This is a genomic window from Ruegeria sp. D4 (assembly GCF_056534475.1).
In genome coordinates, this window is the sequence record NZ_JBQFPJ010000019.1 from 45,928 (window position 1) to 71,164 (window position 25,237).

Genomic DNA, 25,237 nt, shown 5'->3' on the forward strand with positions numbered 1-25,237 from the left:
ATCTGTATCCGGGGTCGGAACCAGCGCAAGGCCACCGTCAGACTTTGCGAACACCGCTATCAAAAAGGCAAACGAGTTGAGACGATCTCACGGACCGCTTGGCTCGTCGGCAATTTCCTTGATCAATCGCGTCTCCAACAATTGCCCATAGCGGTACAGGACCGGGTAGGCGACAGAGGCGATGTGACTGTTGAACTCTCGAAACGCACGCAAAGTCTCCAGATGCATATCGCTGGTCTCGAAGCTTTCCGTTGTCCCATGTTGCAATCGGCGCAGGTGCCGCTTGCGGCTGTCACGTTCCACCCGTTTTATTTCGGTTTTTTCAAGGCTCAGCAGCCGCGCGCTTTCCAGATCGTCTGAAATAAGCACATTCGAAGCCAGTTTCATATTCGACAGAATGCTCTCGTGCATGTGGACGAGTTCCGACCAGCCCTCTTGCGAGAAACTTGAACCCTTGGCGCGCATTTCGCCCGCCAAAACAGTCAGGCGTTTGGCAACAACATCCCCGGCCGTTTCAAGCCGAATAGCGAACTCCATCAGATCGCGCGCGGTTTTGGCATCCTGTTTTTCGTATAATTCAGCCGGTATCGCTGCAACAAAGGTTCGAATACCCGAGAGGCACTGGTTCACTTCCTCGTCAATCGCCTGAACAGACCGGATCTGTTCCTTATCACCGTGTCGGTACAGTTCCAGCACCGGGCGGAACATGGTCTCGAGAAGATCGCTCATCCGCAGAAGTTCCCGCTTCAGGCTCGGCAGCGCTTGGTTTGGGCTCGAAACGCATCTGATGTCCAACGCACTGACCGGCCTTGCGGGTTGCGGCTTCTGTTCTTTTTGGGGGTCTGGCAAAAGCGTTTCGAACAGTGCCTGCAAGCGCCCGCAAAACGGAAGCGCCAGAACCAGCAGTGACAGGTTGAATGCAAGATGCACATTGACGAGCATCTGTCCCCCCTGCGGTTCTCCCAAGAGCCCGGTTCGCAGGGCCAGGTTCGCCACAAACAGGGTCACCAAAGCCCAACTGCCCCGCAGCGCCAGGTTTGCGTAGGGGATGCGTCGTGCCGTCACAGGCATTCCCCGGGTCAGCCAGACCGGAATGAAGGCCGAGCCAAAATTCGCGCCAAGAACCAATGACATACCGGCGGCAAAAGGGATTGCGCCGATCTGTACAAGCGTCACGCACATAAGGATGGCCGCGACCGACGAGTGCATGACAAAAGCCAGGGCCCCCCCGACAAGGAAGGCCGTGATGTAATCGCGCGCCAGATAATCGGCGACGGCGGGCAGAAATGCACTGTCCCGGATGGGGTCCATCGCCTCGCGCAGGAACCTCAGCGAGATCAGGATAAATGCCACGCCCATCAGAATGCGCCCAAGCTGCCGTGCTTTCTTGGCTTCGGTCTTGACGAACAGATAGCCGCCAGTTGCCAGTAACAGCGGCACAAGCCAGTCCAACCGAAAGGACAGGATCTGAATGATCAACGCCGAGCCCAGATCGCCACCCAGTACAATCGCCAGACCGGCTGGAAAGCTCAGCATCCCACTGGCGGCAAACCCGGACGTCAGCAAAGCCACGGCGGCCGAGCTTTGCAACACGACCGCCATCATCAGCCCAACCACCGAGGCATGCAGGTAGCTGCGCTGGCGCGTCATCACCCGCTGGAACGACGCGCCGTAGCTGCGTTCGATTCCAGTGCGCACCATGCGTACTGCGTAAAGCAGAAGCATGGTTGCCCCGGCCAAACTGATCAGGAAGGTGACAATTGCCATGCTTCACTCCGGCTTCAAAACAGGTATTTGCACCGCAGTTTGTGTGCGATCCGCTGCAGATGGCTTTTGAGCCTTGGGCGACGGCAAACAAGGACGGGAAATCCGGTCTATTTTGCAGCATCTTATTGGGTTGCGCCAAGTGCGCCCGTTACCGAACCAATTGGCGATCTTGCCCGCCGCCATGGCCAGTCGGCTCAGTTTGCCTCTGTGATTGCGGCAACAACGATGTCGATGGCACGATCCAGTTCAGTTTGCGAAATCGTCAGCGGCGGCGACAGGGTCAGAACGCAACCCTGGCTGATCTTATAGCTCAACCCCGCTTCGAGACAGGCATAGTAGATCTGTTCCGCGCGCGCATTTCCGGGCGTCTTGCTGGCACGATCCTCGACAATCTCGATACCGTACATAAGGCCGCGACCTCGGATGTCACCGACGATGGGAACATTCTGAAGGGCGTCGACCAGGCGCCCCATCGCGTATTCGCCCAACTCAGCCGCGCGCTGGACCAAGCCCTCGTCTTCTATGATTTGAAGTGTCGTCAAAGCGGCCCGAGAGGTTACGGGGTTCTTTTCGTGCGTGTAATGCCCAATGGCAAAGTCCCCGCAAACATCCAGATTTTTCCGGGCGATGCAGGCGGCGATTGGCAGGATACCCCCGCCCAGCGATTTGCCGATGGTGACAATGTCGGGGATGATTTCATCATGCTGGAACGAGAACATCTGCCCGGTCTTGCCCAGCCCGGTCGGAATTTCATCCAGGATCAGCAATGCGCCGTGCCGGTCGCAAATTTCGCGCACCCGCTTCCAGAAACCTGGCGGCGGCACGATGGGCACGGCACGCATCGCCTCGGCCACGACGGCGCAGATGTCGCCTTCGCGTTCCAGCACATAGTCGATCATGTTGGCGCAGGCTTCCGCGCTGGCTTCAAGCGTTGTGTGCCCATAGGGGCATCGGGTGGGGTGAAAGGGTGCTACATGCTCGGTTCCCGGCAAAAGCGGCCCGGCGATGTGGCTGCGGAAAGTGGCCTCGCCACCAACGCTTGCCGCGCCAAAGCCCGCTCCGTGGAAGGCGTCCCAGAAGCTCAGAGTCTTGAAACGGCCCGTCGCGGCGCGGGCGATCTTGAGCGCGACTTCATTGGCGTCCGAACCGCCGGTGGTGAACAGTACCTTGCCCAGATCGCCCGGGGTGATGGCCACCAGCTTTTCGGCCAGTTCCACCGCCGGTTCATTGGTGAAACGGCGTGGGGCAAAGGGCAGGTCGTCCAGCTGATCCTTGATCGCCTGGACCAGACGGGGATGGCCATAGCCAATGTGATGTACCGAATTGCCATGGAAATCCATGTAGCGGCGGCCGTCGAGATCCTCGATCCAGATACCTTCGGCCTTGGCAATCGTGCTGACGCAGGGGCTGGACAGGGATTGATGCAGGAACACATCCGAGTCGCGTTTCAGCAGCGGCGATGATTTGGGCCCGATGGACTTCTTCAGCCAGGCTTTGCGGGCTTCCGAGGTATTCGATTCCCCTTCTGTATGGACAATCTGTGGCATATCCGTTTCTCACTGTCGTTTTGGAAAAGGGGCGGGCCCCGAAGGGTCCGCCAGTTCCGGGGAGAAATTTCCTGGACCCCTCCTGTTTGCAGAAGGGGCAGGGACGTCAGCCAGGCCAGGGCAGCGAATAAGTCTTCACGTTGCTAAAGAACTTCATCGCTTCGATAACGCCTTCCTTCACGCCGTTTCCGCTGTCCTTGATTCCGCCGAAGGGCGACATTTCGATCCGGTAACCCGGCTGTTCCCAGATGTTGCATGTGCCCACGTTCAGCCCGTTTATATAGGCTATGGCGCGGTTCAGATCGTTGGTGCATACGCCTGAGGACAGGCCGAACTCGGTCGAGTTCGAGATGGCCATCACCTCTTCATCGTTGTCGGGCACACGCACAATGGGGACGATCGGGCCAAAGGTTTCCTCCATCACCAGTTCACTGTCATGCGGCACCTTGTCGACCACAATCGGGGGCAGCAGCGCGCCCTGACGGCCCGGATGATAGAGGATTTCCGCGCCTTCTTTCTCGGCCTGATAAACGCGGTTTTCAAAGACTTCCGCCGCCTTGTCGTGGATCACGCAGCCCAGTTCGGTTTCAGGATCCTGCGGATCGCCGAATTTGATCTTTTTGGCCTTCTCCAGAACCAGCGGCACAAACCTGTCGGCCACGCTTTCCTGCACGAGGATCCGTTTGACTGCCGTACAGCGCTGGCCGGAATTGCCGGTGGCACCTGCAACCGCAATCGTGGCAGCCTTGTCCAGATCAGCATCGCTGAGGTCGTTGAGGACGATCAGAGGATCATTGCCGCCAAGTTCCAGTGCCTGACGTTTGTAGACGCCCTTTTCGGCAATCATCTTGCCCACAGGCACGCCGCCGGTGAAGGTGATGATGTCGATATGCTCGTTGGTGATCATCTCGTCGCCGATGTCAGCGGGCCAACCGGTGACAACATGGAACATCTCGGGTGGCAAGCCCGCCTCGTACAGAATATCCGCCAGGGTCAATGCGGTCAGCGGGGTCAATTCCGTCGGTTTGCAGACCATGCAGTTGTTGGTGGCAATCGACGGCGCGATCTTGTGGCTGACCATGTTAAGCGGGTGGTTGAACGGTGTGATCGCGCTGATCGCCTTTACCGGCTCGCGCATGGTGAAGATTTTGCGGGCCTTGCCGTTATGGGTCAGATCGCACGAGAAAATCTCGCCATCATCCTTCAGTGCCTCGGCGGCGGCGAACTGATAGACATCCTGCGCGCGCTTGGTTTCGTAGATCGCGTGCTGGTGGCAGATGCCCAGTTCAAGCGTCAGCCACTTGGCCAGATATTCGCGCTTTTCTCCGATCAGCTCACCCGCGCGCTGCAGGATCTGGCTGCGTTCATACCGGGTGAGCTTTGGTTTGTAGTTTGCCGCAATCTCGAAAGCCTTGCGCGCATGTTCGGCGGTTCCGGCCGGAACGTACCCCACAACTTCGTTGGTATAGGGGTAGTGCACCGGAACGGTTTCTTCGGTGAAGACAATTTCACCGCCGATCCGCATTCCTTCGTTTCGTATTTCGATGTTCGACATGGTCTGATCTTTCATGACTTACTGTGCCGCTGCTGTGGTTGCGTAAAAGAAGGCGTCGAAATTACGCAAAACCGGTTGGTTGGGCAGGTCGATGACGCGGTTCACGATGAACGGAACTTCTTGCTCGGTCAAACCGCCATGGCTGCGCAGGGGTTCCTTCAGGGCCGCCAGATCGTGACGGTGCTCGGACGTGCCAATGCAGATGTTCTCGCCCGAGACCATCACGATGTCGCCAATCCGGTCGCCCGGCAATTCGAACTGCTCGATGGCTTCGGCCTTGGTCAGCACGTGGGTTATACCCTCGGTCGCTTTGAGTTTTGCTATGATTTCATCCTGATCCGCGCCTTCCGGCAGATAGGCGGTCGCGAAAGACCCCAATGCGCCGTGATGCACGACATAAGGATCGGTAATCGGCAGGATGACCCGCGCGGCGTCCTTGCCCAGCCACTCGTCCATCAGATCCTGCGCATAGACAACGGCGGGCGAGCCATCAGGCAAGTGCTTTGGCTTCATGCCGTGGTCGGCGGTCACCACGATGGCGGCACCCAACGCGTCCAGTTCGCCCAGATAGCGATCGAACATCGCGTAGAAATCCAGCGCGCCTTGCTGTTCGGGTGCAAACTTGTGCTGAATATAGTCAGTGGTCGACAGATACATCACGTCGGGCTTGAACTCTTTCAACAGCTTGACGCCGGCAGCAAAGACAAACTCGGACAGTTCGGCCGAGTAAACCTCGGGGACGTCCATGCCCAACCATTTGCTGGCATTGTCGATGCCGTGCTCAGCCATGGTCGTCTCGCCCGAACGTTCCGAGGAAAAGGCGACTGCACGGCCTTCGTCGAACTTCAGCCCCGCACCAAGAAGCGCGCGCAGCTTGTCCTTGGCGGTTACCATGGCGACGCGGAACCCGGCATCGTAGAATTGCGAGAAGATGGTCGGTGCACGCAGGAAACGCACGTCATTCATCATGACTTCTTCGCCGCTGTCCGGGTCAATCAGGTAGTTGCCACAGATGCCATGCACGATGGGCGGGCGTCCAGTGGCGATCGACAGGTTGTTGGGGTTGGTGAAGGACGGGATCACGGAATGGGCCAGCCGGTCAGTGCCTTCTTCGCGCATCCGCTTGAGGTTGGGCATCAGTCCCTTGGCAATCGCAACCTCCAGATATTCAGGCTCGCACCCATCCAGGCAGATGGCAATTGCGGGGACCTTGGGCGTCGGATAGACGCGCTCGTTTGCTACAACGGGGGTTTGGATGGTCATCTTGTCATGTTCCTTGATAGTTAGGCAGCCAGTTTGGCGCGTTCTTGCAGTGCCCGGAGGGGAGGTGCCGCGTTGGTCACGCCCATCTCCTCCAATGATTCCTTTGCGGCGGTCACGACCATTCGCATGACGTGTTCGTCCATTTGGCCGATGCATCCGACGCGGAAGCTGTCGACCACCGTCAGTTTGCCCGGGTAGATGATGAAGCCCTTGGATTTCATCAGGTTATAGAACTGATCAAACACGAAGTTTTCGTCCGCGGGACAGAAAAAGGTGACGATAATTGGGCTGAGCCAGCGATTGTCCAGCAACGTTTCAAAGCCCAGCTCTCGCATTCCGGCGACCATGACATCGCGATTACGGGTGTAACGCCCGCCACGGCCGGGTACGCCCCCTTCGGCGGCGTGTGCCCTGAGTGCCTCGATAAAGGCGGCCACCACATGTGTTGGCGGTGTGAACCGCCACTGGCCGGTCTTGTTCATGTGCGCCCACTGTGCGTGCACATCCAGAGACAACGAGTGGCTGTTGCCCTTCGCGGCTTCAAGCTCGGATTTACGGGCGACTATGAAGCCGAAACCGGGCACGCCTTCGATACATTTGTTGGCCGAAGACACCATCGCCTCGTAGCGGATTTCGGTGGGTTTGAGTTCCACCGCGCCAAACGCCGACATCGAGTCGATCAGAAGTTTGCGCCCGGCGGCATAGGTGACTTCGGATATCTCCTCGACCGGATTCAGAATTCCCGAGCTGGTTTCGCAGTGAATAGCGACCACATGGGTGATGTCGGGGTCCTCGGCAAGAATGCGGGCAACTTCCTCGCCCCTTGGCGGCAGGTAATCCCCCTTGTCCAGAACGACATGGTCGCGCCCCAGATATTCCAGGGTCTGCGCAGATCGTTGCCCGTAGGCGCCATTCGCAAGAACAAGTGCCTTGCCATTGGGTGGAATAAACGACGCAAGCATCGCCTCGACCGAGAACGAACCGCTACCCTGCATGGGGACGCAATCGTAGTCGTCAGCCCCTTCGCCAAGCAACGCCAGAAGGCTGGACCGCACTTCGCGCGTCATGGCACGAAAGTCGTCATCCCAACTGCCCCAATCCTTCAACATGGCTTCTTTTACAGCATAGGACGTTGTCAAAGGACCGGGTGTCAGAAGATATGGTTCACCGAGGCGAGGAGGTTCGATTTTTGCGTTGGAAGGCGTCATATCCATGCTCCAGAAAAGCGTTTTCAAGAACACAATTGCAGCAACGGTTGCTATATGTGAAATTGCAATTATCGATCTAATTATAAGCTCAGCCTATGTAATGGGAAACGGGGATACGCGATGCGGCACAGTCAGCTCAAAGCCTTTCATTTTGTGGCTAAACACGGTGGTTTTTCACGTGCAGCAGAAGCCTTGTATCTGACACAGCCGGCCATTTCCGAGCAGGTGCGAAAGCTGGAACAGGATCACGATTTGTTGTTGTTCCAGCGCGAACGGAAACGTGTGACCCTGACCCATGAAGGAGAGCAGCTTTACAGATACACCAAGCAATACTTCGAGATCGAAGATCAGATCGAGGACTACCTTTCCGAGACCAAGGCCGTGGTTGATGGAGAGTTGCGCATCATCGCCGACTCAGCGCACCACCTGACAGCCTTTTTGGGGGCCTTTCAGAAGAAGAATCCGAACGTCACAATCACCGTGCGCTCGGGCAATACCGAGGAAATCCTGGAGGAACTCCGGTCCTATAATGCGGAGATCGGCGTTGTCGGCAGCCTGTCGCCGGGTAAGGACATGGAAATTCTGAGCCTTGGATCCACCGAGATCGTCGCCTTTGCGGCCCAGGGTTTGCTTTTGGCGTCCAAACCGACCCTGTCTCTGGAAGAGCTGTCAAAGCTGCCGCTTATCTTTCGCGAGACCGGGTCAAAAACGCGCCAGAAACTGGAAGATGAGGCCAAAAAGCACGGGATCATGCTTAAACCGGCGATCGTTGCCGAAGGGCGTGAAGCAATTCGGGAACTTGTGGCCTCCGGCGCCGGCATCGGTTTTGTTTCGCAGGCGGAATACGGGCATGATGACCGGCTGCGGCAGATCAAGTTGCAGGGGATCAACCTGCAAATGGGCGAGAGCATCATTTCGCTTTCGCAACGCCGCGAGGTGAAGATTATCCGCGCTTTCATGGAGTTCGTGCAGCGGACTTTGAAAGAAAACCCCGCCAATAGCTGATTGGCGGGGCAGGGAGTCAAAATGGCCGCTAGCGACTTCGCCAGGCTTGAGTGCGTTTCAGAATGCCCTTGGACGCTATCTGATGAATGATCCGGGCCGCGGCATTTGTATAGAAGATCATCATCCCCATTGCCGCCGCCGGTGCGATGTCTCCGGCATCATCCATATTCAGGACAGCGATTGAGGCGAGCGTGGTCTTGGGTGAGTACAGAAACACCACAGCCGACACGGTCGTCATCGCGTTGACAAACAGATAGATGGATATGTCCAGAACCGCTGGCAGGCAGACCGGAACCGTCACCCGTGCAAACAGCTTCATCGTCGGTTGCTTGAGCGACGCTGACACGGACTCGAACTCGCGGTCCATTTGTTTCAGGGCCGTCACCGCCGTCAGGTGCGATACGGTGTAGAAGTGCGTCACCGTACAGATCACCAAAATCGCCATTGTGCCGTAGATGCCGTTCAGCGGGTTTGACGGGTTGTTGAAGAAAAAGATGTAGGACAGCCCCAGTACCATGCCCGGAATGGCCATCGGCAACATCGCGAACATCTGAAAGATCGATCTGCCGGTGCGGAACCCTTGTGATTTCTCAACCAGGTAGGCCCCGAAGAACACAACCGCCGTGCCGATAATTGCAGTCAGCAGGGCCAGCCGGATCGAATTGAAATAAGACCCCCAGCCGCCGCCATCCATCTTGTCGAACTGATAGTTCCTCAGGCTCAGGCTCAGATCATAGGGCCAGAACTTGATCAGGGCAGCGAACTGGCACACTGCCAGAAGGCCAACGATGAACAGGCCGACCGCGCTGCAATAGGCCAGAAACAGGCGATCAGCTTTCGGGTTCGGGGTTGGCTGATACGGCACCGACCGGGCCGACAGCAGCGCCACCTGTTTGGACTGGACCATGCGGTCGATCGCAAAAGCCAGGATCGCCGGGATCACCAGAACCACGGACACAACCGCGCCCATCTCAAAGTTCTGCTGGCCGATCACCTGCTTGTAGATGTCCACCGCAAGCACGTTGAACTGCCCGCCAATGACTTTGGGCAGGCCGAAATCGGTGATTACCAGATTGAACACAACAAAGGCGGCAGAGATCAGGCCGTACCTGGCGCCCGGAACGGTCACCGTCCAGAACGTGCGCCATGGGGTTGACCGCAGGCTTGCCGCAGCTTCGTACAGCCGCGCATCCGAAATCGCCAGCGCCGTTGAGATGATCAGGAAGGCATGCGGAAAGGTGAAGAAAACCGAGCCTATCACAATGCCGATCGGACCATAGATGCTGGCGCCGAACAGCAGTTCTTTGATCATGCCCTGATTGCCGAACAGGTATACCAAGGCGATACCCGGCAACAGCGAGGGAACGAGAATTGGCGCCATTGCGATCAGGCGAAAGACACCTTTGAACCGCATGCAGCTGCGGTTGAGCGCGTAGGCAAACCAGAAGGCCAGCGTCACGGTGATGATCGTGCTGACAACCGAAATCCAAAGCGAATTCTTGATCGAATTGAACAGCGCGGGCGTGGAGAAGTAGTTTACAAAGTTATCCAATCCCCTGGACTGGACGGGCCGGAGTTGAACCCGCCGAAAGGTATTGGAATCCAGCTCGACCCAATCGGTTCCTTCCTGCAAAGTCGATCCCACCAGGAACCGACCGGTATCCGTCGTGTTCCGGATCTGATACATCACCGGACTGCGGAAACTGAAATCTGGGAAGAAACCCGTAACAGGCAAGCGCCCGTCCGAACCCGTCACAAGATCGGTGTCGGCAAATGCTCCGGTTTCGCGGTTCAGCGCATCGCCCGACAGGATCGTTCCATCAAAACTCCCTGCGTCATCGCTGACCTGAAACTCGTATTGGGACAGTTCCACCCGATAGGTGGAAAACGACTTTGAGAGCATCGTGTAAAGCGGCAGCGCCAGCGTCACGATCAGATACAGCACGATAACCATCATGCTTCCGCGCATCAGGATGTCGTCGCGGCTGAGCTTGGGTTTGATGATTGGGCCGGGGGGCAAAGTGTTGCCGTTGGTGGAAGCGGTACTCATGCCCCGGTCTCCGGTACGTCAAAGGCCATCAGGCGGTCTTCGGGAAGCTCGATCATCATCGTCCGCCCTTCTTCCAGCTCAAGGCGGCGCACGGCATTGATCGAGAAATCCGCGATCAGCTCGGATTTGCCGAACCGCTCATTGCTCAGGCGGCACCGCCAGAACGAACCGAGGAACTCCATCTCGGTGATCAGTACTTCGAAGGCGTTTTCCGGGGTGGTAATTGTATCCGGCGCACCGGGAGACCGCGCACCTTCTCCATGTGGAATGACATCATCGGGTCGGACAGCAGCTATGACGCGGCTTCCTTTCTGATGCGAATGCCGCGTGCATTTCAGCACGGACCCGCCCAGTTCTATCGTCTGAGGGTCACCGGCAACTGCCGACAGCTGGTTCATCTCGCCAATGAAATCGGCGACAAACAAGTTCCTTGGATGGCGGTATATCTCGGTGGGCGATCCCACCTGTTCAATCACCCCATGGTTCATGACCACGATCCGGTCCGCCATGGCCAGCGCCTCTTCCTGGTCATGCGTCACCATCACAGTGGTCACGCCCAGCTTGCGTTGCAACTCTTTGATTTCATGACGCAAATGGACGCGTACTTTTGCATCAAGCGCCGAAAGGGGTTCGTCCAGAAGCAGCAGGCCGGGCTTGGTTGCGATGGCACGGGCCAGGGCAATCCTTTGCTGCTGCCCACCCGACAACTGTGCCGGATATTTTTTGCCCTGATCCGGCAGGCCGACGAGATTAAGCAACTCATTCACGCGGACAGCGATTTCAGATTTGCTGTGGCCTGAATTTTCCAGACCAAATGCAATGTTCTTTTCAATCGTGAGGTTCGGAAATAGCGCATAGGACTGAAACACGATCCCGAAATCACGCTCGGACGGGGGCAGGTTGGACACGTCCTTGCCGTCCTGCATCACCGTCCCCTTGGTCTGCAAATCCAGACCGGCGATAGCGCGGAGCAGGGTCGTTTTCCCGCAACCCGACGGGCCCAGAAAACAAACGAATTCGCCATCGTTGATTTCCAGCGAAATATCCTTGAGAGCGAGAAAGCTGCCGAACGCCTTCCACAAGTTCTGGATGCTGAGATACAGTTCACCGGGAGGTGTTTTCTGAAGCACGGGAGAAGTCCTCACATCTGCACCTCGGGCATGGCTGATCCGGGCTGGGCATTGCCAGGTGCGCAGGTCATGTTTTTGGGATAAAGAGAAGGGCGCGCAGGAGAGGCAAAAGCACCTCTCCTGCTATCGTGTTTATTTCGCTTCCGACTTTCCGTCATAGCGAGACTGCCATTCCTTCAGGATTGCCGCACGGTTATTCGCGGCAAACTCAAAATCATTGTCAATCATGGCATCCAGAAGACCCTCTGGGAAGTGCTCAACCGGTTTTGCGATGCCGGGGTAGGCCACAACCGCATAGCCGGTGTTGTACATTTCGTTGGCTTCCTTGGTGACTGTGAAATCAACCAGTTTCTGAGCGGCTTCCAGATTTGCCGTTCCGGCGACAATTGCGGTGGCTTCCATGTCCCAGCCTACGCCTTCGGACGGGACGATAATCTCAAGCGGTGCGCCATCCGCCTTGGACTTGGCACCGCGGAAGGCAAACGAGATACCGATCGGGATTTCGCCCGCTGCCGCCAGCTTGCAGGGTTTGGACCCTGAATGCGTATAGCGCGCAATATTTTCGTGCAGCGCGTCCATGTACTCCCAGCCGCCTTCTTCACCGAACATTTGCAGCCAGCTTGAAACGTCAAGGAACCCGGTGCCTGACGAGTTCGGGTTCGGCATGATAACCTGATCCTTGTACATCGGGTCAGTGAGGTCTTTCCACGAGGTGGGTGGCTTCAGCCCGGCCTTTTCGGCCTCGACCGTGTTGTAGCATACGGATGCAACCCAGGCATCCATGCCAACCCATGCGGGTGGATTGTCGCCATCGACAAACTTGGGATCCAGGTTCTCGACGCCGGCGGGCGCGTAGGGTTCCAGCATGCCTTCCGATTTGAGAAGTAGCAGCGACGTAGCCGCCAGCCCCCATACGACGTCTGCCTGGGGGTTGTCCCGCTCTGCCAGCAGTTTGGCGGTGATGATCCCGGTCGAGTCGCGAACCCAGTTGATCTTGATGTCAGGATTGCTTTGGTTGAACGTCTCGGCATAGCGGGCCAGATCTTCCGCCTCGACGGCGGTGTACACTGTCAATTCTGTTTCCGATGCCGCAACCGTCGCGGTCATTGCGCTGACGGCCAGAGCGGCAAGAAATGATGTCGTGTGTTTCATTGTTATCCTCTGTTGGTGATTTCTTGACGGGTTCGCCATTCTTGCGCGGCGTTCTATTCAGATTTGTATCAACAGTTTGACAGATAAAAACTTCAAGAAAAATCGATTATATCTTCAACATCATAAGTGCACCCTATGGAAAAGCAGCTGTGGATTGCCGACGGTTGCGATCAATTTCGGCAACGGAGCGGCAGGGCCTAACCGTTTGAAGCCGCTTATTTTGCATACTTTTGGTGCCGTCCAGTATTGTCGCCCCCGGCGCGGGCCAGAGCCTGAACACAGGCGGGATCGGCATTGTTCCTGCGGCGGTCCGAAATCCAGCCGGATCCATGATGAAGATCAGTACTTCTTTCATGCGTGTTTCCAGGTTCTGCGTCCGAAATCTGCCCTTAGATTTCGTTATCTCGCCATTGCCAAAACCAAGATGCCAAGCGCCACGATTGTCGCCGCAAGAAGCCTGTTGGATTTGGGCCCTTCGCCAAACCACATGACGCCAATAATCGACGCAAAGATCACGGAACTTTCTCTGAGTGCTGACACCACACCCAAAGGCGCAATCGTCTTGGCATACAGCACCAGCCCGTAGGCCAGGCCGGAAATGACGCCGCCCGCCAGGCCTGCCCAGACAAAGCGACTGGGCAGTGCCACAAGGCGCTGCCATCGGGTCGTGAAGATAAAACCGGCAACAAATATTTCAGCGACGAACAAGGCCGCGATGTAACCCAATGCGTTCTCGGACAGCCGAATGCCGATACCATCCACAATCGAATAGGACGCAATCATCAGGCCCGTACCAAGCGCTGCCGCTATGGCGATCCAGTTCGTTTGTCTGCCTAACCCGGCAAGGGACAGGCACCCGATACCTGCCGAGATGCAGAGTATGCCGACCCATGCGACCATCGAAAGAAGCTCTCCGGCAAACAAAATTGCGCCCATCGCGACCAGAACAGGTGTGATCCCGCGAGAGATGGGGTAAACCATCGACAGGTCGCCATGTTTATATGCGGTGTTCAGAAACCAGTAATACCCCCAGTGGATCAGGGTCGAGCCAACGATAAAGGGAAAAGCCGCCCAAACCGGTAACCCGAAAAACGGCAACGCAAACAGCGCGGGGATTGCGTGGCCAAGTGATACCAGCCCCAAAACGATTGCTTTGTCGGGCGCCCCTTTGACAACCGCATTCCAGAGCGCATGCAAAAAGGCAGCGGTCAAAACGATAAGAAGCGCCGAGGTCGTCATTGCGAGCCGATGAAATGGTTTGGTTTGTTGGCGTGCATCAGAACTCCGACCTCAATGCGCTGATACGCGCGCGCGTTTGGTTTGCCAGCGCAAGCGCGTGGCACGCGACCGACAGAACCGAACCGGAAGTCTGTTCGTCAAGGACAAGCTGGTCCAATGGCAAACTATCGCAACGCAGAAAACCGAATTTGGAGGTTTGGTTCGCTTCGGGCCCGATAACCGAACGGTGTTTCATCCAGGTCCATTTCAGCAGGTTGTCATCCAAGATTAGCCGTCCACCTTCGGCCGCTCGCTTTTGGTATCGTACGGGGCTTGCATATAGGCTGTTGCCGACAACCGGGTTCCGGCAAGGTCGATTTCAAAGGTCCCGTCGCGAATAAAATCGGCCGTTACCGGGCGGGGCGCGTCCAGCTGGCAAAGTGCAACGGACGCGCACAGCGTATGGCCATAAGCGGCCGAGCGGACCTCGCCGATTTCGACCCCGTCATACAACACGGCCTCACCACCCCACAGTTGTGCCGAGGCATCATCCAGCAACAGTTGCACGATGCGTGTTTTCAGGTGATCGGGGTCCTCTTTTGCCGCCAGCAGCGCGTCTTTTCCGATAAAGCCGCCGGGCTTTTCGAAATCGACCGCAAAACTCAACCCTGCCTGCAACGGTGTGATATCGGGCGTCAACTCTCGGCTCCAGGCGCGGAAACCCTTTTCCAAGCGCAACCCTTCCAGCGCGTAGTATCCCGCATCGCGGACGCCAAACTCGGCCCCGGCGAGCGTCAGGTCCTCGTATACGCCAACGGTGAATTCGACCGGCACCAGCAGTTCCCAGCCCAGTTCACCCACATAGGTCATGCGGTTGGCCAGAACCGTGGCATAGCCCAAATCGATTTCCTGATGGGTGGCAAACGGGAAGGCCGCGTTGGACAGGTCGGCTTTGGTCAGTTTCTTCAGAACCGCGCGGGCTTTCGGCCCCATGACCGCCATAACCGACCAGGCGGCCGTGACATCGGTCAGGAACACGTGGGCATCCGCGTCGAAATTCTTGCGAATCCAGTCCGCATCATGCACCGCCTGGGCCGAGCCGGTGATCAGAAGGAACTCCTGCTCTTTCAGGCGCAGCACTGTCAGGTCGGATTCGTACCCGCCGCGTTCGTTCAGCAGACCGGTGTAGACCGTGCCTCCGATTGGGACGTCGACATTTGCCGCGCAAATGCGGTTCAACTGTGCACAGGCATCCCGGCCCTGAACCAACAGCTTCGCGAACGAGCTTTGATCGAAGATCGACACGCCCTCGCGGGTGTTCTTGTGCTCGGCCGCAACTGCGTCATGCCAGTTCTGGCGGCCAAAACTGTATTGAATCTGGGGTGCTTCGCCTTCCGACGCAAAGAAATTCACCCGCTCCCAGCCCATCTTTGATCCGAATACAGCATTTTTTGCCGCCAAGCGGTCGTAAAGGGCCGAGCGGCGGAACGGGCGCGCGGTGTCCAGTTCGCGATTGGGCCAGGGCATGGCATAGTGAAGCCCCAGCGTTTCCTTGACCCGATCGTGCAGCCACGTCGGGTTGTTGTTGAAGTTTGCGAACCGCCGGATATCGACAGCAAACAAGTCCGAAGTCGGAGCCCCCTCGACAATCCATTCAGCCAAAGCACGCCCCGCCCCACCGGCGCTGGCAATTCCCATCGAGTTGAACCCGGCCCCCACAAAGAAGTTCTTCAGTTCGGGTGCCTCGCCCAGAAGGTAGTTGTTGTCGGGGGTGAAGCTTTCAGGCCCGTTGTAGAATTTGCGCACACCGGCGTCGGCCATCTGTGGAACCCGGATCAGCGCATTTTCTAGCAGAATCTCAAACTGGTCCCAGTCATCGGGCAGAAGCTGGAAGTAGAACTTGTCGGGGATGCCGTCCATTGCCCATGGCTTGGCTTCGGGTTCGAACCCGCCCATCACCAGACCGCCGGTTTCCTCTTTGAAATAGATATAGCCGTCAGGGTCGCGCAGCACCGGCAGGCCAGGCTTCACGCCTTCGATCTGTTCGGTCACGATGTACATATGCTCGGCCGAATGCAGCGGTACGTTGACGCCGCACATTTTGCCCAGTTGGCGCGCCCACTGACCGCCGCAGTTCACCACAATCTCGGCTTCGATGGTACCATGGTCGGTCACGACACCACTGACTGCTCCGTCTCTGGTCAGAATATCGGTCACCTTGATGCCTTCTATGACTTTGGCGCCGCCCACGCGCGCGCCCTTGGCCAGCGACTGTGTCAGATCGGTCGGGTTGGCCTTGCCGTCGCCGGGCATCCACAGCCCACCCTTGACGTCGTCCACCTGCATCACAGGCCATTTATCCTGCGCCTCCTGCGGGGTGATGACCTGTACCTCGACCCCCTGCGCGCGGGCTGCGGCCGCCGTACGCAGCAGCATTGTCATGCGGTCCTCCGTGCGTGCCACGGTAACGGAACCGCACTCCATCCAGCCTGTGGCCAGCCCGGTCTCGGCCTCAAGCTGAGAATACAGTTCGGTCGAATAGCGGATCAAATTGGTCATGGCAGGCTGGCTGCGCAACTGACCGACCAGACCCGCCGCGTGCCAGGTGGTGCCGCAGCTCAGCTGTCCCTGTTCCAACAGCACCACATCACGATGCCCCATCTTCGTCAGGTGATACGCGGCCGAGCAGCCAACAATACCACCTCCCACAATGACAGTTTGCGCGCTGTGCGGAAGTTGGGTGCTGGCCATTGCCTTGCTCCGTGCAGAAGGAATCGGGTCAGCACTCACCTTATCGATGTTTTGCAAAACTTGGCAAATATTTTCTTTTATTTGCGTTATACCCGCACAATATCCATTGGGTGGGTTTCCAGCGCTTCGGAAATGTCCTTGGGCAGTTCACCGTCAACAACAAGGGTCACGTCAAAGGGCAAAGCTTTCATGGCGATCTGCCCAACCACCCCGAACTTGCTGCTGTCCGCCAAAAGGAAAGGGTGCTGTGCCCGTTCCATCATCATGTGGCGCAAGTTGGCGCCTTCCAGCGAGAAATAGGTGAGCAAGGCCCGCGCGCTGATCCCGCCAACCCCGACCAGCGCGTATTCCGCGTTATATCTGGAAAGGTGTTCCAGCGTATCCAGACTCATTGTTGCATTCTCGGAAAAATCCAGCCGTCCGCCCAGCAATGTGATCTCCGCCGCTGCAGGTGTCAGAACCGAGGCAATTGTTAAGTCATTTGTGTATATCGTTAATTCACGGCGGGTGGCCGCTAAAGCCTGAGCTGCGGCAAGCGTCGTCGACCCATTGTCAATGATCACGCTGGCCCCGTCCGGGATCGCGCTGGCGACATAGGCACCAATACGCTCCTTGCCCGCACGGTTGGTTTGGGTGCGGTCAGTCATAGGAGGTTCATGCCTGTGCACTCTGGTTGCCCCGCCACGCACCTGGTTGAGCTTGTTTTCCTGGGCCAACTGCTCGATATCCTTGCGCACGGTTTCCCGTGATACGCCAAGCCGTTCAGTCAGAGAACGAATAGAAACCGCAGGCTGGCGCGAAACTTCTTCGAGAATGATTGCATGACGTTCGGATGGCAGCACGAGAGACCCTCAATGATCGCATGGGGCTACAGAATGCCAAATTTCGCAAAAAAATCCAGCCGGGAGTTGCAAAAGCGACTGCGCGATTTGTTAAAGGGCTTCGGGGCGCGGCGTTCGTGGATCCCGGATAGCTCTCTGCTGTTCATCGAAACGTGTCGCGATAAGCCAAACTTTCTTTCGCTGTCACAGCAGTGCCCAGCCAGCCGCGCGGCCGCAAGAGCGGACGGTCCCCGCCAATACGTTTCGTGCGCAATTGGGCGGTCTGACTTTCCTCAATTCAGGGAAAGCGTGCTGTTCAGGTGTTTCAAATACCCGAAATCAATGCGCTCGCTGCTCCAACAAATCCAGCGCCGGCCACGACGCTTGCGAGTACAATACAAAAAACTTCTAATGCGCTGAGTTTCATTTTTCTGCCCTGCCCAAATGCCCCGCTCGACTTAAAGCATCTCATGAGTTTCAAAAAGAGAGCCGTGGTTGACGTGGCGGAATGCTGCTACAAGCGCGGCGTGTTTTCGCTCAGCAGTGAGTTTTGGTCGTTCAGATCGGATACCGCGCGGGTGTCAGAAGCTTGATTTCTAGGTGGCGCGCGCGGCACGGCCGTGCGCCCGAGTTGACCGATTCCGGCGTAGTTTTGTGACGCAATTTGCCCCCTGGAATCATGGTCCGGAGCGACGGGCTGGCTCAACCTTGATGCAAGTGATTGATTTTAATGGTAGCGGAGGTCCGTCTTGGACACAAACCCCACACTTTAACACTCTGTAAAATACGGGTGCCGCGACCTTCGAGGGGTAAGCTGAAAGGTCAATTGTCGTAGCGGTACCCTGACTGGCGAATTCGATCAAAAGATATTGGACTTCACCGCGTTGCTCCGAGTTGGAGGCCGCCGCAATTGCGGCACGGCGGAATGGCCTACATAGCCTCCAACGTGTGGGCGAGGCCATTTCGGATGTGATCTTCCAACAACTTCTTGGCCATATTCGCGTCTCTGGCCAATGCGGCATCGAACATGTGTTTGTGTTCTTTGGCTGCTACCTCACCTCGATAGGTCAGTACGAGCATCTGGTAACGAAGATATTTGTCATAGATGATTGAGTGAAGGGATAGAAGATTCTTGGAGTTGCAGGCTGCTATCATTGCTTGATGAAACTCCGAGTCGTACCTCTTCCAGGTTTCTTTCTCAGAGTCATCTCCTTTGAGAAGCCGTTGCTCCATCAAATGAAGCTTATGATGCGCGGCGACGAGGTTCCCCTCCCAATCCGTGTCACCATTCTCGATGGATAACTCCAACGCGTGGCATTCCAACAGGACACGCAGCTCTGATATCTCGATCAGGTCTTCACGGGAGACCGGTGTAACCAGGAACCCCCGTTGCTCAGGAGCTTCGACAAATCCGTCGCTGGCGAGCCTGTTCAGCGTTTCACGAAGTGTCGAAAGGCTTGCCGAGTAGCGTTCCTTCAAGGCGTCCAGCTTCAGTTTGGAGCCGGGCTGCAACTCCCCGAAGATGATGTCCCGCTTGATGCGCTGATAGGTACTTGCACCTATCGTAGACGGCTGTTTCGCCATGCGTTTCACCCGATATTATCAGTTTCCTCTTTCAATTAGCATTTTTCAGAGACATCAGCAATCCAAACTGATGTATGGTAAAAATAAAAATATCATACATTATTGCGGAATCGCGAAAACCCCAATACGGTCGTGGCCAAGTTGGGCATAGCAGCCTGATCGCAATCATCGGTTTCGGGATTTTCCGGACCCTCCGGAAGGAAACAAAGTGTCTAAGAACTTTCGCATTGCCATTGTCGGCATTGGTCTTGTTGGACGACGCCACGCAGACGCTATCCGAGCGTTGCGCCATGTTGATCTCGTCGCGGTGGTCGACCCCAGCGATGAAGGTCGTGCTTACGCCGTTGAGCACGGGGTCGCATGTTACGAGACCCTTAAAGAAATGTTTGCAAATCAGACGCCGGACGGAGCTGTTCTTGCGACCCCGACCACGCTTCATGTTGAACAAGGCCTCACGTGTATTCGACATGGTTGTCCCGTTCTCGTCGAAAAACCGATCGCCGTGGAAGCCACTGCTGCGCTTGAGCTTGTTCAAGCAGCGGAGAAGGCCAATGTGCCACTGATGGTGGGACATCATCGTCGACACAATCCTCTGATCCGGTCGGCTAAGGAAGCCATTGTCGATGGGAAGATTGGAGATGTGCGCGCTGTCCATGCGAATTGCTGGTTCTATAAGCCAGACGAGTATTTTGATGCTGCGCCCTGGAGAAAGAAACCCGGTGCAGGGCCCATCTCGGTCAATCTTGTCCACGATGTGGATCTGCTGCGGTACCTGGCCGGAGAAGTCGTGACCGTTCAGGCTCAGTCGGCTTCATCGCAGCGGGGTTACGACAACGAAGATGTCGCCGGCGCGCTGTTGACGTTTGAAAGCGGGGCGATCGGGACCATAAGTGTGTCCGACAGCATCGTTGCTCCATGGAGCTGGGAGATGACGTCTCAGGAATATCCAATCTATCCGTCGACCACTGAGAGTAGCTACATGATAGGTGGCTCTCATGGTTCGTTGTCCGTTCCCGATCTTCGATTGTGGAGTTACCAGGGTGAGCAAAGGGACTGGTGGACGCCAATCTCATCAACCGCGCTGAAAAAGGGTGCGTCTGACCCTCTGGTCAATCAGCTTAGGCACTTTGTTGAAGTAGCTCGACACGAAGCAGAACCGATTGTGTCTGGATGGGAGGGTTTCAGAACGCTTCAAGTTATTGAAGCTATTCAGAATTCCTGCAGAACAGGTGAGACGGTCAGGATCAAAAACTCACAAAAAACACCAATGGTAGATATGACAGCAATATAAAATATCAGATATTTTGTAAAAAATCTTGCAAAATGTCCAAAATAGGTCAAAACTCTGAATCGCAAAAAAGAAGCATCATGATGTCTCAGGGAGGAGCAAAGTGATTACCAAACTTACTCGCCGGGCTGCTGTATCAGCCTTGGTCGCAACCGGTGTTCTGTTTAGCGCAACAAGTGGTGCGCTGGCGGAAGACAAAGTGCAACTGCGGCTCGCAACATCAGGATCGGAGACCGACCAGCGCTCGGTCGCTATGGCCGAGGTTTTCGCACCCATGGTCGCTGAATTTGCGACGTATGAGCCCAGCTATAACGGCACAATCTTCGCCCAAGGCACCGAGTTGGACGCCATCAGCCGGGGCAACCTGGAAATGTCGATCACCTCGGCGCAGGAACTGGCACAGTTCTTCCCCGAGTTTTCGATCTTTACAGCAGGCTATGTCCACCAGGACGCCGCGCATCAGGTGGCTGTCTTCAACGATCCCTTGATGGATGCCTTTAAGCAAAAGGCCGAAGAAGAACTGGGCGTCAAACTGCTGTCGGTCATGTATCTGGGCCGTCGTCAGGTGAACCTGCGCCAACCCAAGGAGGAACTGACTGTCAGCACCCCGGCTGATCTGGAGGGTGTGAACCTGCGGATGCCGGGCACAGATGCGTGGCAGTTCCTTGGCAAAGCGCTGGGTGCTGCCCCGACACCAATGGCGTTCTCAGAGGTTTACACAGCTCTGTCGACCGGTGCCGTTGACGGTCAGGACAACCCATTGCCAACCGTGGTTGATGCCAAATTCTACGAAGTGACCAATCAGATCATCCTGACATCGCACTTGGTCGACTTGAACTATATCGCTATCGGCAAAGAGGTTTGGGACGGGCTGACACCGGAACAGCAAGCCAAGGTTCAGGAAGCTGCGGACGCAGCAGCTGAATCAGGCCGTCAGAAGCAGCTTCAGAAAGAAGAGGATCTTGTCAGTTTCCTGAAAGAGCAGGGGATGGAGATCTATGAACCCGATCTCGCTGCGTTCCGCGATCAGGTACAGTCTATGTATCTGGAAAGCGAGTTCGCAGGCTCATGGCCCGAAGGCGTTCTGGATCAGATCAACGCTCTGGGTAACTGAGCCCGGCAAGACAAGGGAGGGAGAACCATAATGAAAGCCTTTATGAAGGGGTTCTCCCGACTGACCGAAGCGATTGCCGGCGGGATGCTGGCGGCAATCTTCTTGATCTTTCTATTGCAAATACTCTTGCGCTACTTCTTTACCCCCGCCGGATGGACGCTTGAACTCATCGGCATTCTGTGGGTCTGGGTGATCTTTTTTAGCTGCGCCTTCATCGTGCGCGAACGGGATCACGTGAAGTTCGACATCATCTACCTTTCCGTGCCGATGCGCGTGCGGCAGGTCTTTGCGATGCTGGCGGCCGCAGCGATCGTGGTCGGAATGCTCTACAGCTTCCTTCCGACGTGGGACTACATTGACTGGATGAAAATCCGCAAGACATCGACTGTCCGCAACCCGTTCTCCGGTGAGAAGATACCGCTGCGCACAGTATTCTCGATTTACGCGGTATTCATGCTGGTCGTCGCAGCGCGCTACGCGTGGCTATTCTTCGACGTCATGCGCAATGGCCCGCCAAAGACAGAGTTGGAACTGGTCGTTGGGTACAACGTGGTTGACGACCATCCCCGTGTCGACGTCGAAGAGGACGAGGAAGTTAAGAAATGAGCTTTGAACTTCTTTCCTGCCTGCTCGCTCTCTTTCTTCTGGCAGGCATCGGGACACCTATCGGCTATTCCATCCTCTTGGCCTCATTAGTGTACTTGGGCATGGCCGGACTGGACGTCGCCCTCGCAGGTGAGAAGATCCTGCAAGGCTTCTACAAAAGCACGATCCTGCTTGCCGTGCCTTTGTTCATTGTCGCCGCGAATATCATGAACGCCGGTTCGATCACGGACCGTCTGCTGAACTTCTGCGTTGCAGCTGTCGGTCGTTTCAAGGGCGGCCTCGGGCACGTCAACGTGGTTGCGTCGTTGATTTTCTCCGGCATGTCCGGTTCGGCCGTCGCGGATGCTGCCGGGATCGGCAAGATCATCATTGAGATGATGACCAAGGATGGCCGCTACAGCCGAGGCTACGCAGCCGCAATTACGGCGGCGTCGGCCACAATCGGTCCGATCATTCCGCCCTCGATCCCGATGGTTTTGTACGCGCTGGTGTCAAAAGCCTCCATCGGGTCGCTGTTCTTGGCCGGTATTCTTCCGGGCCTGATCATGGGCGTCGTTCTTATGGCGATGAACTACTATCTGGCCGGAAAGCGGAACTTTGCATTGGAAGAACCTGTTCCGCTGCGCGAGTTGCCGGCTAAAACCGCCAACGCGTTCCCGGCACTGCTAATGCCCGCAATCCTGCTGTACGGCATATATGGCGGCGTCACCACTCCGACCGAAGCCGCCGCAGTCGCTGCATTCTACGCCCTGCTTCTGGCAGCGTTGTTCTACCGCGCGCTGACCTTCCGTGGCCTTTATCAGGTCTTCGTCGACAGCGCGCGCTCTTCCGCAGCCGTCGGGGTGGTTATTGGGGGCGCGTTCATTCTGAACTTCATCGTTATTCAGGAGCAAATACCGCAGTCTATCTCGGCGCTGCTGGAGGGTTCTGATGTCAGCCCGATTGTGTTCCTGATCCTCGTAAACCTGCTGATCCTCGCGCTGGGATGCGTTTTAGACGCAACAACGATAATCCTGGTGATTGTTCCCCTTTTCATTCCGACCTGCGAAGCGCTCGGGATTGATCTTGTGCATTTCGGAGTTCTGGTCGTCGTGAACTCGATGATCGGTCTGATCACGCCTCCCTATGGCATTCTACTCTTTGTGATCAACGCTGTGACGGACATTCCGCTGCGCGAAATCATCTCGGAAATCTGGGCCTTCCTCGCGGTTCTCATCTTCGCCTTGGTGATCATGATGCTGATGCCGGATCTGGTCCTGTGGTTGCCGCGTATGTTTGGATATCAGGGATAATGTGCCTCTCGGTTTCGACAACGTCGATCCCCGGTGATCTGGCTGAAAAGCTGAGTGCTATCGCTGACGCGGGATTCGGGGGTGTCGAATTACACGAACCGGATTTGACCGCTTTTGACGGATCGCCATCGCAAGTCCGCGAAATTGCATCGGACTTCGGCCTGAAGATTTGCCTGCTACAACCCTTCCATAACCTTGAAGGCCAGCCCGATGCCGGACGTGAGCGCGCCTTTGATCGACTGAAGCGCAAACTCGACCTGATGAGCGAGTTGGGAACGGAATTGCTGCTTATCGGATCTGCCTTCGAGGTCGATGTCGCCGCGACCGAAGAACAGGTAATCGCAGATCTTGGCGAGGCGGCCCAAATCGCTAAAGAAATGGGGATGCGTCTGGCCTATATGGGCTTGCCATGGTCGGATCTTATTCACTCGGATGAGCAGGCGTTACGCGTCGTCGAAGCAATTGACAGCCCTCATTTTGGGTTGGCCTTGAATTCCTTCTTCTCGCTTGCCGACGGGTCCAAACCAGCCCGCCTTCGGGACATTCCCGGCGATCGGCTGTTCCATGTGCAACTGTCCGATGCACCCCGGCTTGAGATGGATATACGTCGGCTCAAGCGGCACTTTGGGCTTCTGCCGGGGCTTGGGTCGCTGAACCTTGCGGGCTTTGTGCGCGTGCTTGCCCGCGCCAGATACAAAGGGCCTTGGTCGGTTGCACGTGTCAACGAAGCAGCTCCTCAACCCGGTGGCCGAACACTGGCCCGAGACAGCTACAGGTCGCTGGTGAACCTCCTGGATGAGGTATCCCGGACCGAGCCGGGAACCGATTTCGGCATCCCGGACCTGCCGGAACGCGTCTATGCGTCAGGCTTCGAATTCGTCGAATTCACAGCCGACGAAACAAGCGGTGCGCAGCTGGCAGATATGCTGTCAGCAATGTGTTTTCGAATGGAGCGAAAACACGTAAGCAAGTCCGTCGAGCTATGGCGGCAGGGCGCGATAAACATCGTCGTGAATACCGAAAAGGAAGGATTTGCCCATTCGGCGTTTCTGGGTCACGGCCCCTCCGTTTGTGATATGGGGTTGCGTGTCAAAGATGCGGATCAGACGGTTCAGCGAGCGACCGCGTTGGGCGCGCCGAATTTCTCACAGCCGGTAGGGACCGGGGAACTGGACATCCCGGCCATCCGAGGTGTTGGTGGCAATGTTGTCCATTTCATAGATGAGAAATCCGATCTGCATCGGGTTTGGGACATCGAGTTCGAGCCAGTCGCCAAGACCAAAGCGATCCAGCCCGCCGGTCTGCGCCGCATCGACCATCTGGCACAGACGATGCGTAACGATGAGATGCAAAGCTGGCTGCTCTATCACATTTCGACTTTTGAGATGGCAAAATCCCCGATCGTGAACGTTGCCGACCCGTCGGGTGTTGTGCAAAGCCAAGCCATCGAAAGCCCCGAGGGCGAAGTGCGATTAAACCTGAATGGAGCAGTTGGGCGTCGAACACTGGCGGCTTCATTCCTTGAAGACGGTTTTGGCGCCGGTGTTCAGCACATCGCGTTCCAGTCGGACGACATATTTGAAACCTCGGCCCAATTGCGGAAGTCCGGCTTTCCCAGTCTGTCCATCCCAGAAAACTACTACGCTGATCTGCAAGCGACATTCGGGTTAAGTGAAGACCTGATCGCCCAAATGCGCAGGGATAACATACTCTACGACCAGGCGGCGGGTGCCGAGTATTTTCAGATCTACAGTCGCCCCATCTTTAACGGCTTTTTCTTTGAAATTGTTGAGCGCCGAACTGGTTACGCCGGCTATGGCGCGCGTAACGCTGCGTTTCGATTAGCGGCGCAAACGCGACACCACGTGGCGGAAGGAACAACCTAA

General features: G+C 56.5%; 21 protein-coding genes. 7 read left to right on the forward strand and 14 right to left on the reverse strand.

Annotation, left to right across the window (positions count from 1 at the left end; genetic code table 11):
- Positions 1-87: 87 nt before the first annotated feature.
- From ACR0MI_RS19755 to ACR0MI_RS19775, 5 genes are all read right to left on the reverse strand, one after another.
- Positions 88-1,767 carry a Na/Pi cotransporter family protein gene (locus tag ACR0MI_RS19755; RefSeq protein WP_170612122.1) on the reverse strand — a complete coding sequence of 560 codons (1,680 nt, stop codon included), beginning with the start codon at positions 1,765-1,767 and terminating at the stop codon, positions 88-90.
- Positions 1,768-1,961: 194 nt separating this feature from the next.
- Complete coding sequence (pbfA, locus tag ACR0MI_RS19760; RefSeq protein WP_480855364.1) at positions 1,962-3,314, reverse strand: (R)-1-hydroxy-2-aminoethylphosphonate ammonia-lyase; 1,353 nt, start codon at positions 3,312-3,314, stop codon at positions 1,962-1,964.
- 106 nt (positions 3,315-3,420) lie between these two features.
- Positions 3,421-4,884, reverse strand: coding sequence for a phosphonoacetaldehyde dehydrogenase (gene phnY / locus ACR0MI_RS19765; RefSeq protein ID WP_480440553.1), 1,464 nt, complete (start codon positions 4,882-4,884; stop codon positions 3,421-3,423).
- Between the two features lie 3 nt (positions 4,885-4,887).
- Positions 4,888-6,132: a phosphonoacetate hydrolase gene (phnA, locus tag ACR0MI_RS19770; RefSeq protein ID WP_170612118.1), complete on the reverse strand. Its 1,245-nt coding sequence runs from the start codon at positions 6,130-6,132 to the stop codon at positions 4,888-4,890.
- A gap of 20 nt (positions 6,133-6,152) precedes the next feature.
- The gene (locus tag ACR0MI_RS19775; RefSeq protein WP_170612116.1) at positions 6,153-7,340 is read right to left on the reverse strand and encodes a 2-aminoethylphosphonate--pyruvate transaminase; all 1,188 of its coding nucleotides are present in this window, start codon (positions 7,338-7,340) and stop codon (positions 6,153-6,155) included.
- 120 nt (positions 7,341-7,460) lie between these two features.
- On the opposite strand from ACR0MI_RS19775, the gene ACR0MI_RS19780 reads away from it, so the two are divergent.
- Positions 7,461-8,345, forward strand: coding sequence for a LysR substrate-binding domain-containing protein (locus ACR0MI_RS19780; protein WP_170612114.1), 885 nt, complete (start codon positions 7,461-7,463; stop codon positions 8,343-8,345).
- Between the two features lie 28 nt (positions 8,346-8,373).
- Here the strand turns inward: ACR0MI_RS19780 and ACR0MI_RS19785 are convergent, their stop codons facing one another.
- The 8 genes from ACR0MI_RS19785 to ACR0MI_RS19820 all read right to left on the reverse strand — a co-directional run bounded on the left by ACR0MI_RS19785 (position 8,374) and on the right by ACR0MI_RS19820 (position 17,488).
- Complete coding sequence (locus ACR0MI_RS19785) at positions 8,374-10,395, reverse strand: putative 2-aminoethylphosphonate ABC transporter permease subunit (RefSeq protein ID WP_480855369.1); 2,022 nt, start codon at positions 10,393-10,395, stop codon at positions 8,374-8,376.
- Positions 10,392-11,525, reverse strand: coding sequence for a putative 2-aminoethylphosphonate ABC transporter ATP-binding protein (locus tag ACR0MI_RS19790; RefSeq protein ID WP_480490710.1), 1,134 nt, complete (start codon positions 11,523-11,525; stop codon positions 10,392-10,394). The genes ACR0MI_RS19785 and ACR0MI_RS19790 overlap by 4 nt, the downstream gene beginning before the upstream one ends.
- Before the next feature lie 132 nt (positions 11,526-11,657).
- Positions 11,658-12,677 carry a putative 2-aminoethylphosphonate ABC transporter substrate-binding protein gene (locus ACR0MI_RS19795; RefSeq protein ID WP_170612111.1) on the reverse strand — a complete coding sequence of 340 codons (1,020 nt, stop codon included), beginning with the start codon at positions 12,675-12,677 and terminating at the stop codon, positions 11,658-11,660.
- A 133-nt stretch (positions 12,678-12,810) separates the two neighbouring features.
- Positions 12,811-13,032, reverse strand: coding sequence for a hypothetical protein (locus tag ACR0MI_RS19800; protein WP_480855374.1), 222 nt, complete (start codon positions 13,030-13,032; stop codon positions 12,811-12,813).
- A gap of 44 nt (positions 13,033-13,076) precedes the next feature.
- Entirely contained in the window at positions 13,077-13,916 is an 840-nt protein-coding gene (locus ACR0MI_RS19805; RefSeq protein WP_170612109.1) for a DMT family transporter, read from the reverse strand.
- Positions 13,917-13,953: 37 nt separating this feature from the next.
- The gene (locus tag ACR0MI_RS19810) at positions 13,954-14,181 is read right to left on the reverse strand and encodes a hypothetical protein (protein WP_170817236.1); all 228 of its coding nucleotides are present in this window, start codon (positions 14,179-14,181) and stop codon (positions 13,954-13,956) included.
- A gap of 2 nt (positions 14,182-14,183) precedes the next feature.
- Positions 14,184-16,646, reverse strand: coding sequence for a GcvT family protein (locus tag ACR0MI_RS19815; protein WP_170612107.1), 2,463 nt, complete (start codon positions 16,644-16,646; stop codon positions 14,184-14,186).
- A gap of 86 nt (positions 16,647-16,732) precedes the next feature.
- On the reverse strand, positions 16,733-17,488 hold the full coding sequence (locus tag ACR0MI_RS19820) for a DeoR/GlpR family DNA-binding transcription regulator (protein WP_170612105.1): 756 nt from the start codon (positions 17,486-17,488) through the stop codon (positions 16,733-16,735).
- A 449-nt stretch (positions 17,489-17,937) separates the two neighbouring features.
- Here ACR0MI_RS19820 and ACR0MI_RS19825 point away from each other — a divergent pair, with 449 nt between their 5' ends.
- Positions 17,938-18,060 (forward strand): hypothetical protein, encoded by a 123-nt coding sequence (locus ACR0MI_RS19825; RefSeq protein ID WP_480440561.1) that lies wholly within the window; start codon positions 17,938-17,940, stop codon positions 18,058-18,060.
- A 337-nt stretch (positions 18,061-18,397) separates the two neighbouring features.
- Here the strand turns inward: ACR0MI_RS19825 and ACR0MI_RS19830 are convergent, their stop codons facing one another.
- A complete protein-coding gene (locus ACR0MI_RS19830) occupies positions 18,398-19,051 on the reverse strand; it encodes a GntR family transcriptional regulator (protein WP_170612103.1) in 654 nt (217 codons plus the stop codon).
- 208 nt (positions 19,052-19,259) lie between these two features.
- On the opposite strand from ACR0MI_RS19830, the gene ACR0MI_RS19835 reads away from it, so the two are divergent.
- The 5 genes from ACR0MI_RS19835 to ACR0MI_RS19855 all read left to right on the forward strand — a co-directional run bounded on the left by ACR0MI_RS19835 (position 19,260) and on the right by ACR0MI_RS19855 (position 25,237).
- On the forward strand, positions 19,260-20,342 hold the full coding sequence (locus ACR0MI_RS19835) for a Gfo/Idh/MocA family protein (protein WP_170612101.1): 1,083 nt from the start codon (positions 19,260-19,262) through the stop codon (positions 20,340-20,342).
- 100 nt (positions 20,343-20,442) lie between these two features.
- Positions 20,443-21,453 carry a sialic acid TRAP transporter substrate-binding protein SiaP gene (locus tag ACR0MI_RS19840; RefSeq protein WP_170612099.1) on the forward strand — a complete coding sequence of 337 codons (1,011 nt, stop codon included), beginning with the start codon at positions 20,443-20,445 and terminating at the stop codon, positions 21,451-21,453.
- A gap of 30 nt (positions 21,454-21,483) precedes the next feature.
- The gene (locus ACR0MI_RS19845) at positions 21,484-22,059 is read left to right on the forward strand and encodes a TRAP transporter small permease (protein WP_170429693.1); all 576 of its coding nucleotides are present in this window, start codon (positions 21,484-21,486) and stop codon (positions 22,057-22,059) included.
- Entirely contained in the window at positions 22,056-23,351 is a 1,296-nt protein-coding gene (locus ACR0MI_RS19850) for a TRAP transporter large permease (RefSeq protein ID WP_170612097.1), read from the forward strand. Before ACR0MI_RS19845 ends, ACR0MI_RS19850 begins: the two co-directional genes overlap by 4 nt.
- Positions 23,351-25,237, forward strand: coding sequence for a sugar phosphate isomerase/epimerase and 4-hydroxyphenylpyruvate domain-containing protein (locus ACR0MI_RS19855; RefSeq protein ID WP_170612095.1), 1,887 nt, complete (start codon positions 23,351-23,353; stop codon positions 25,235-25,237). The genes ACR0MI_RS19850 and ACR0MI_RS19855 overlap by 1 nt, the downstream gene beginning before the upstream one ends.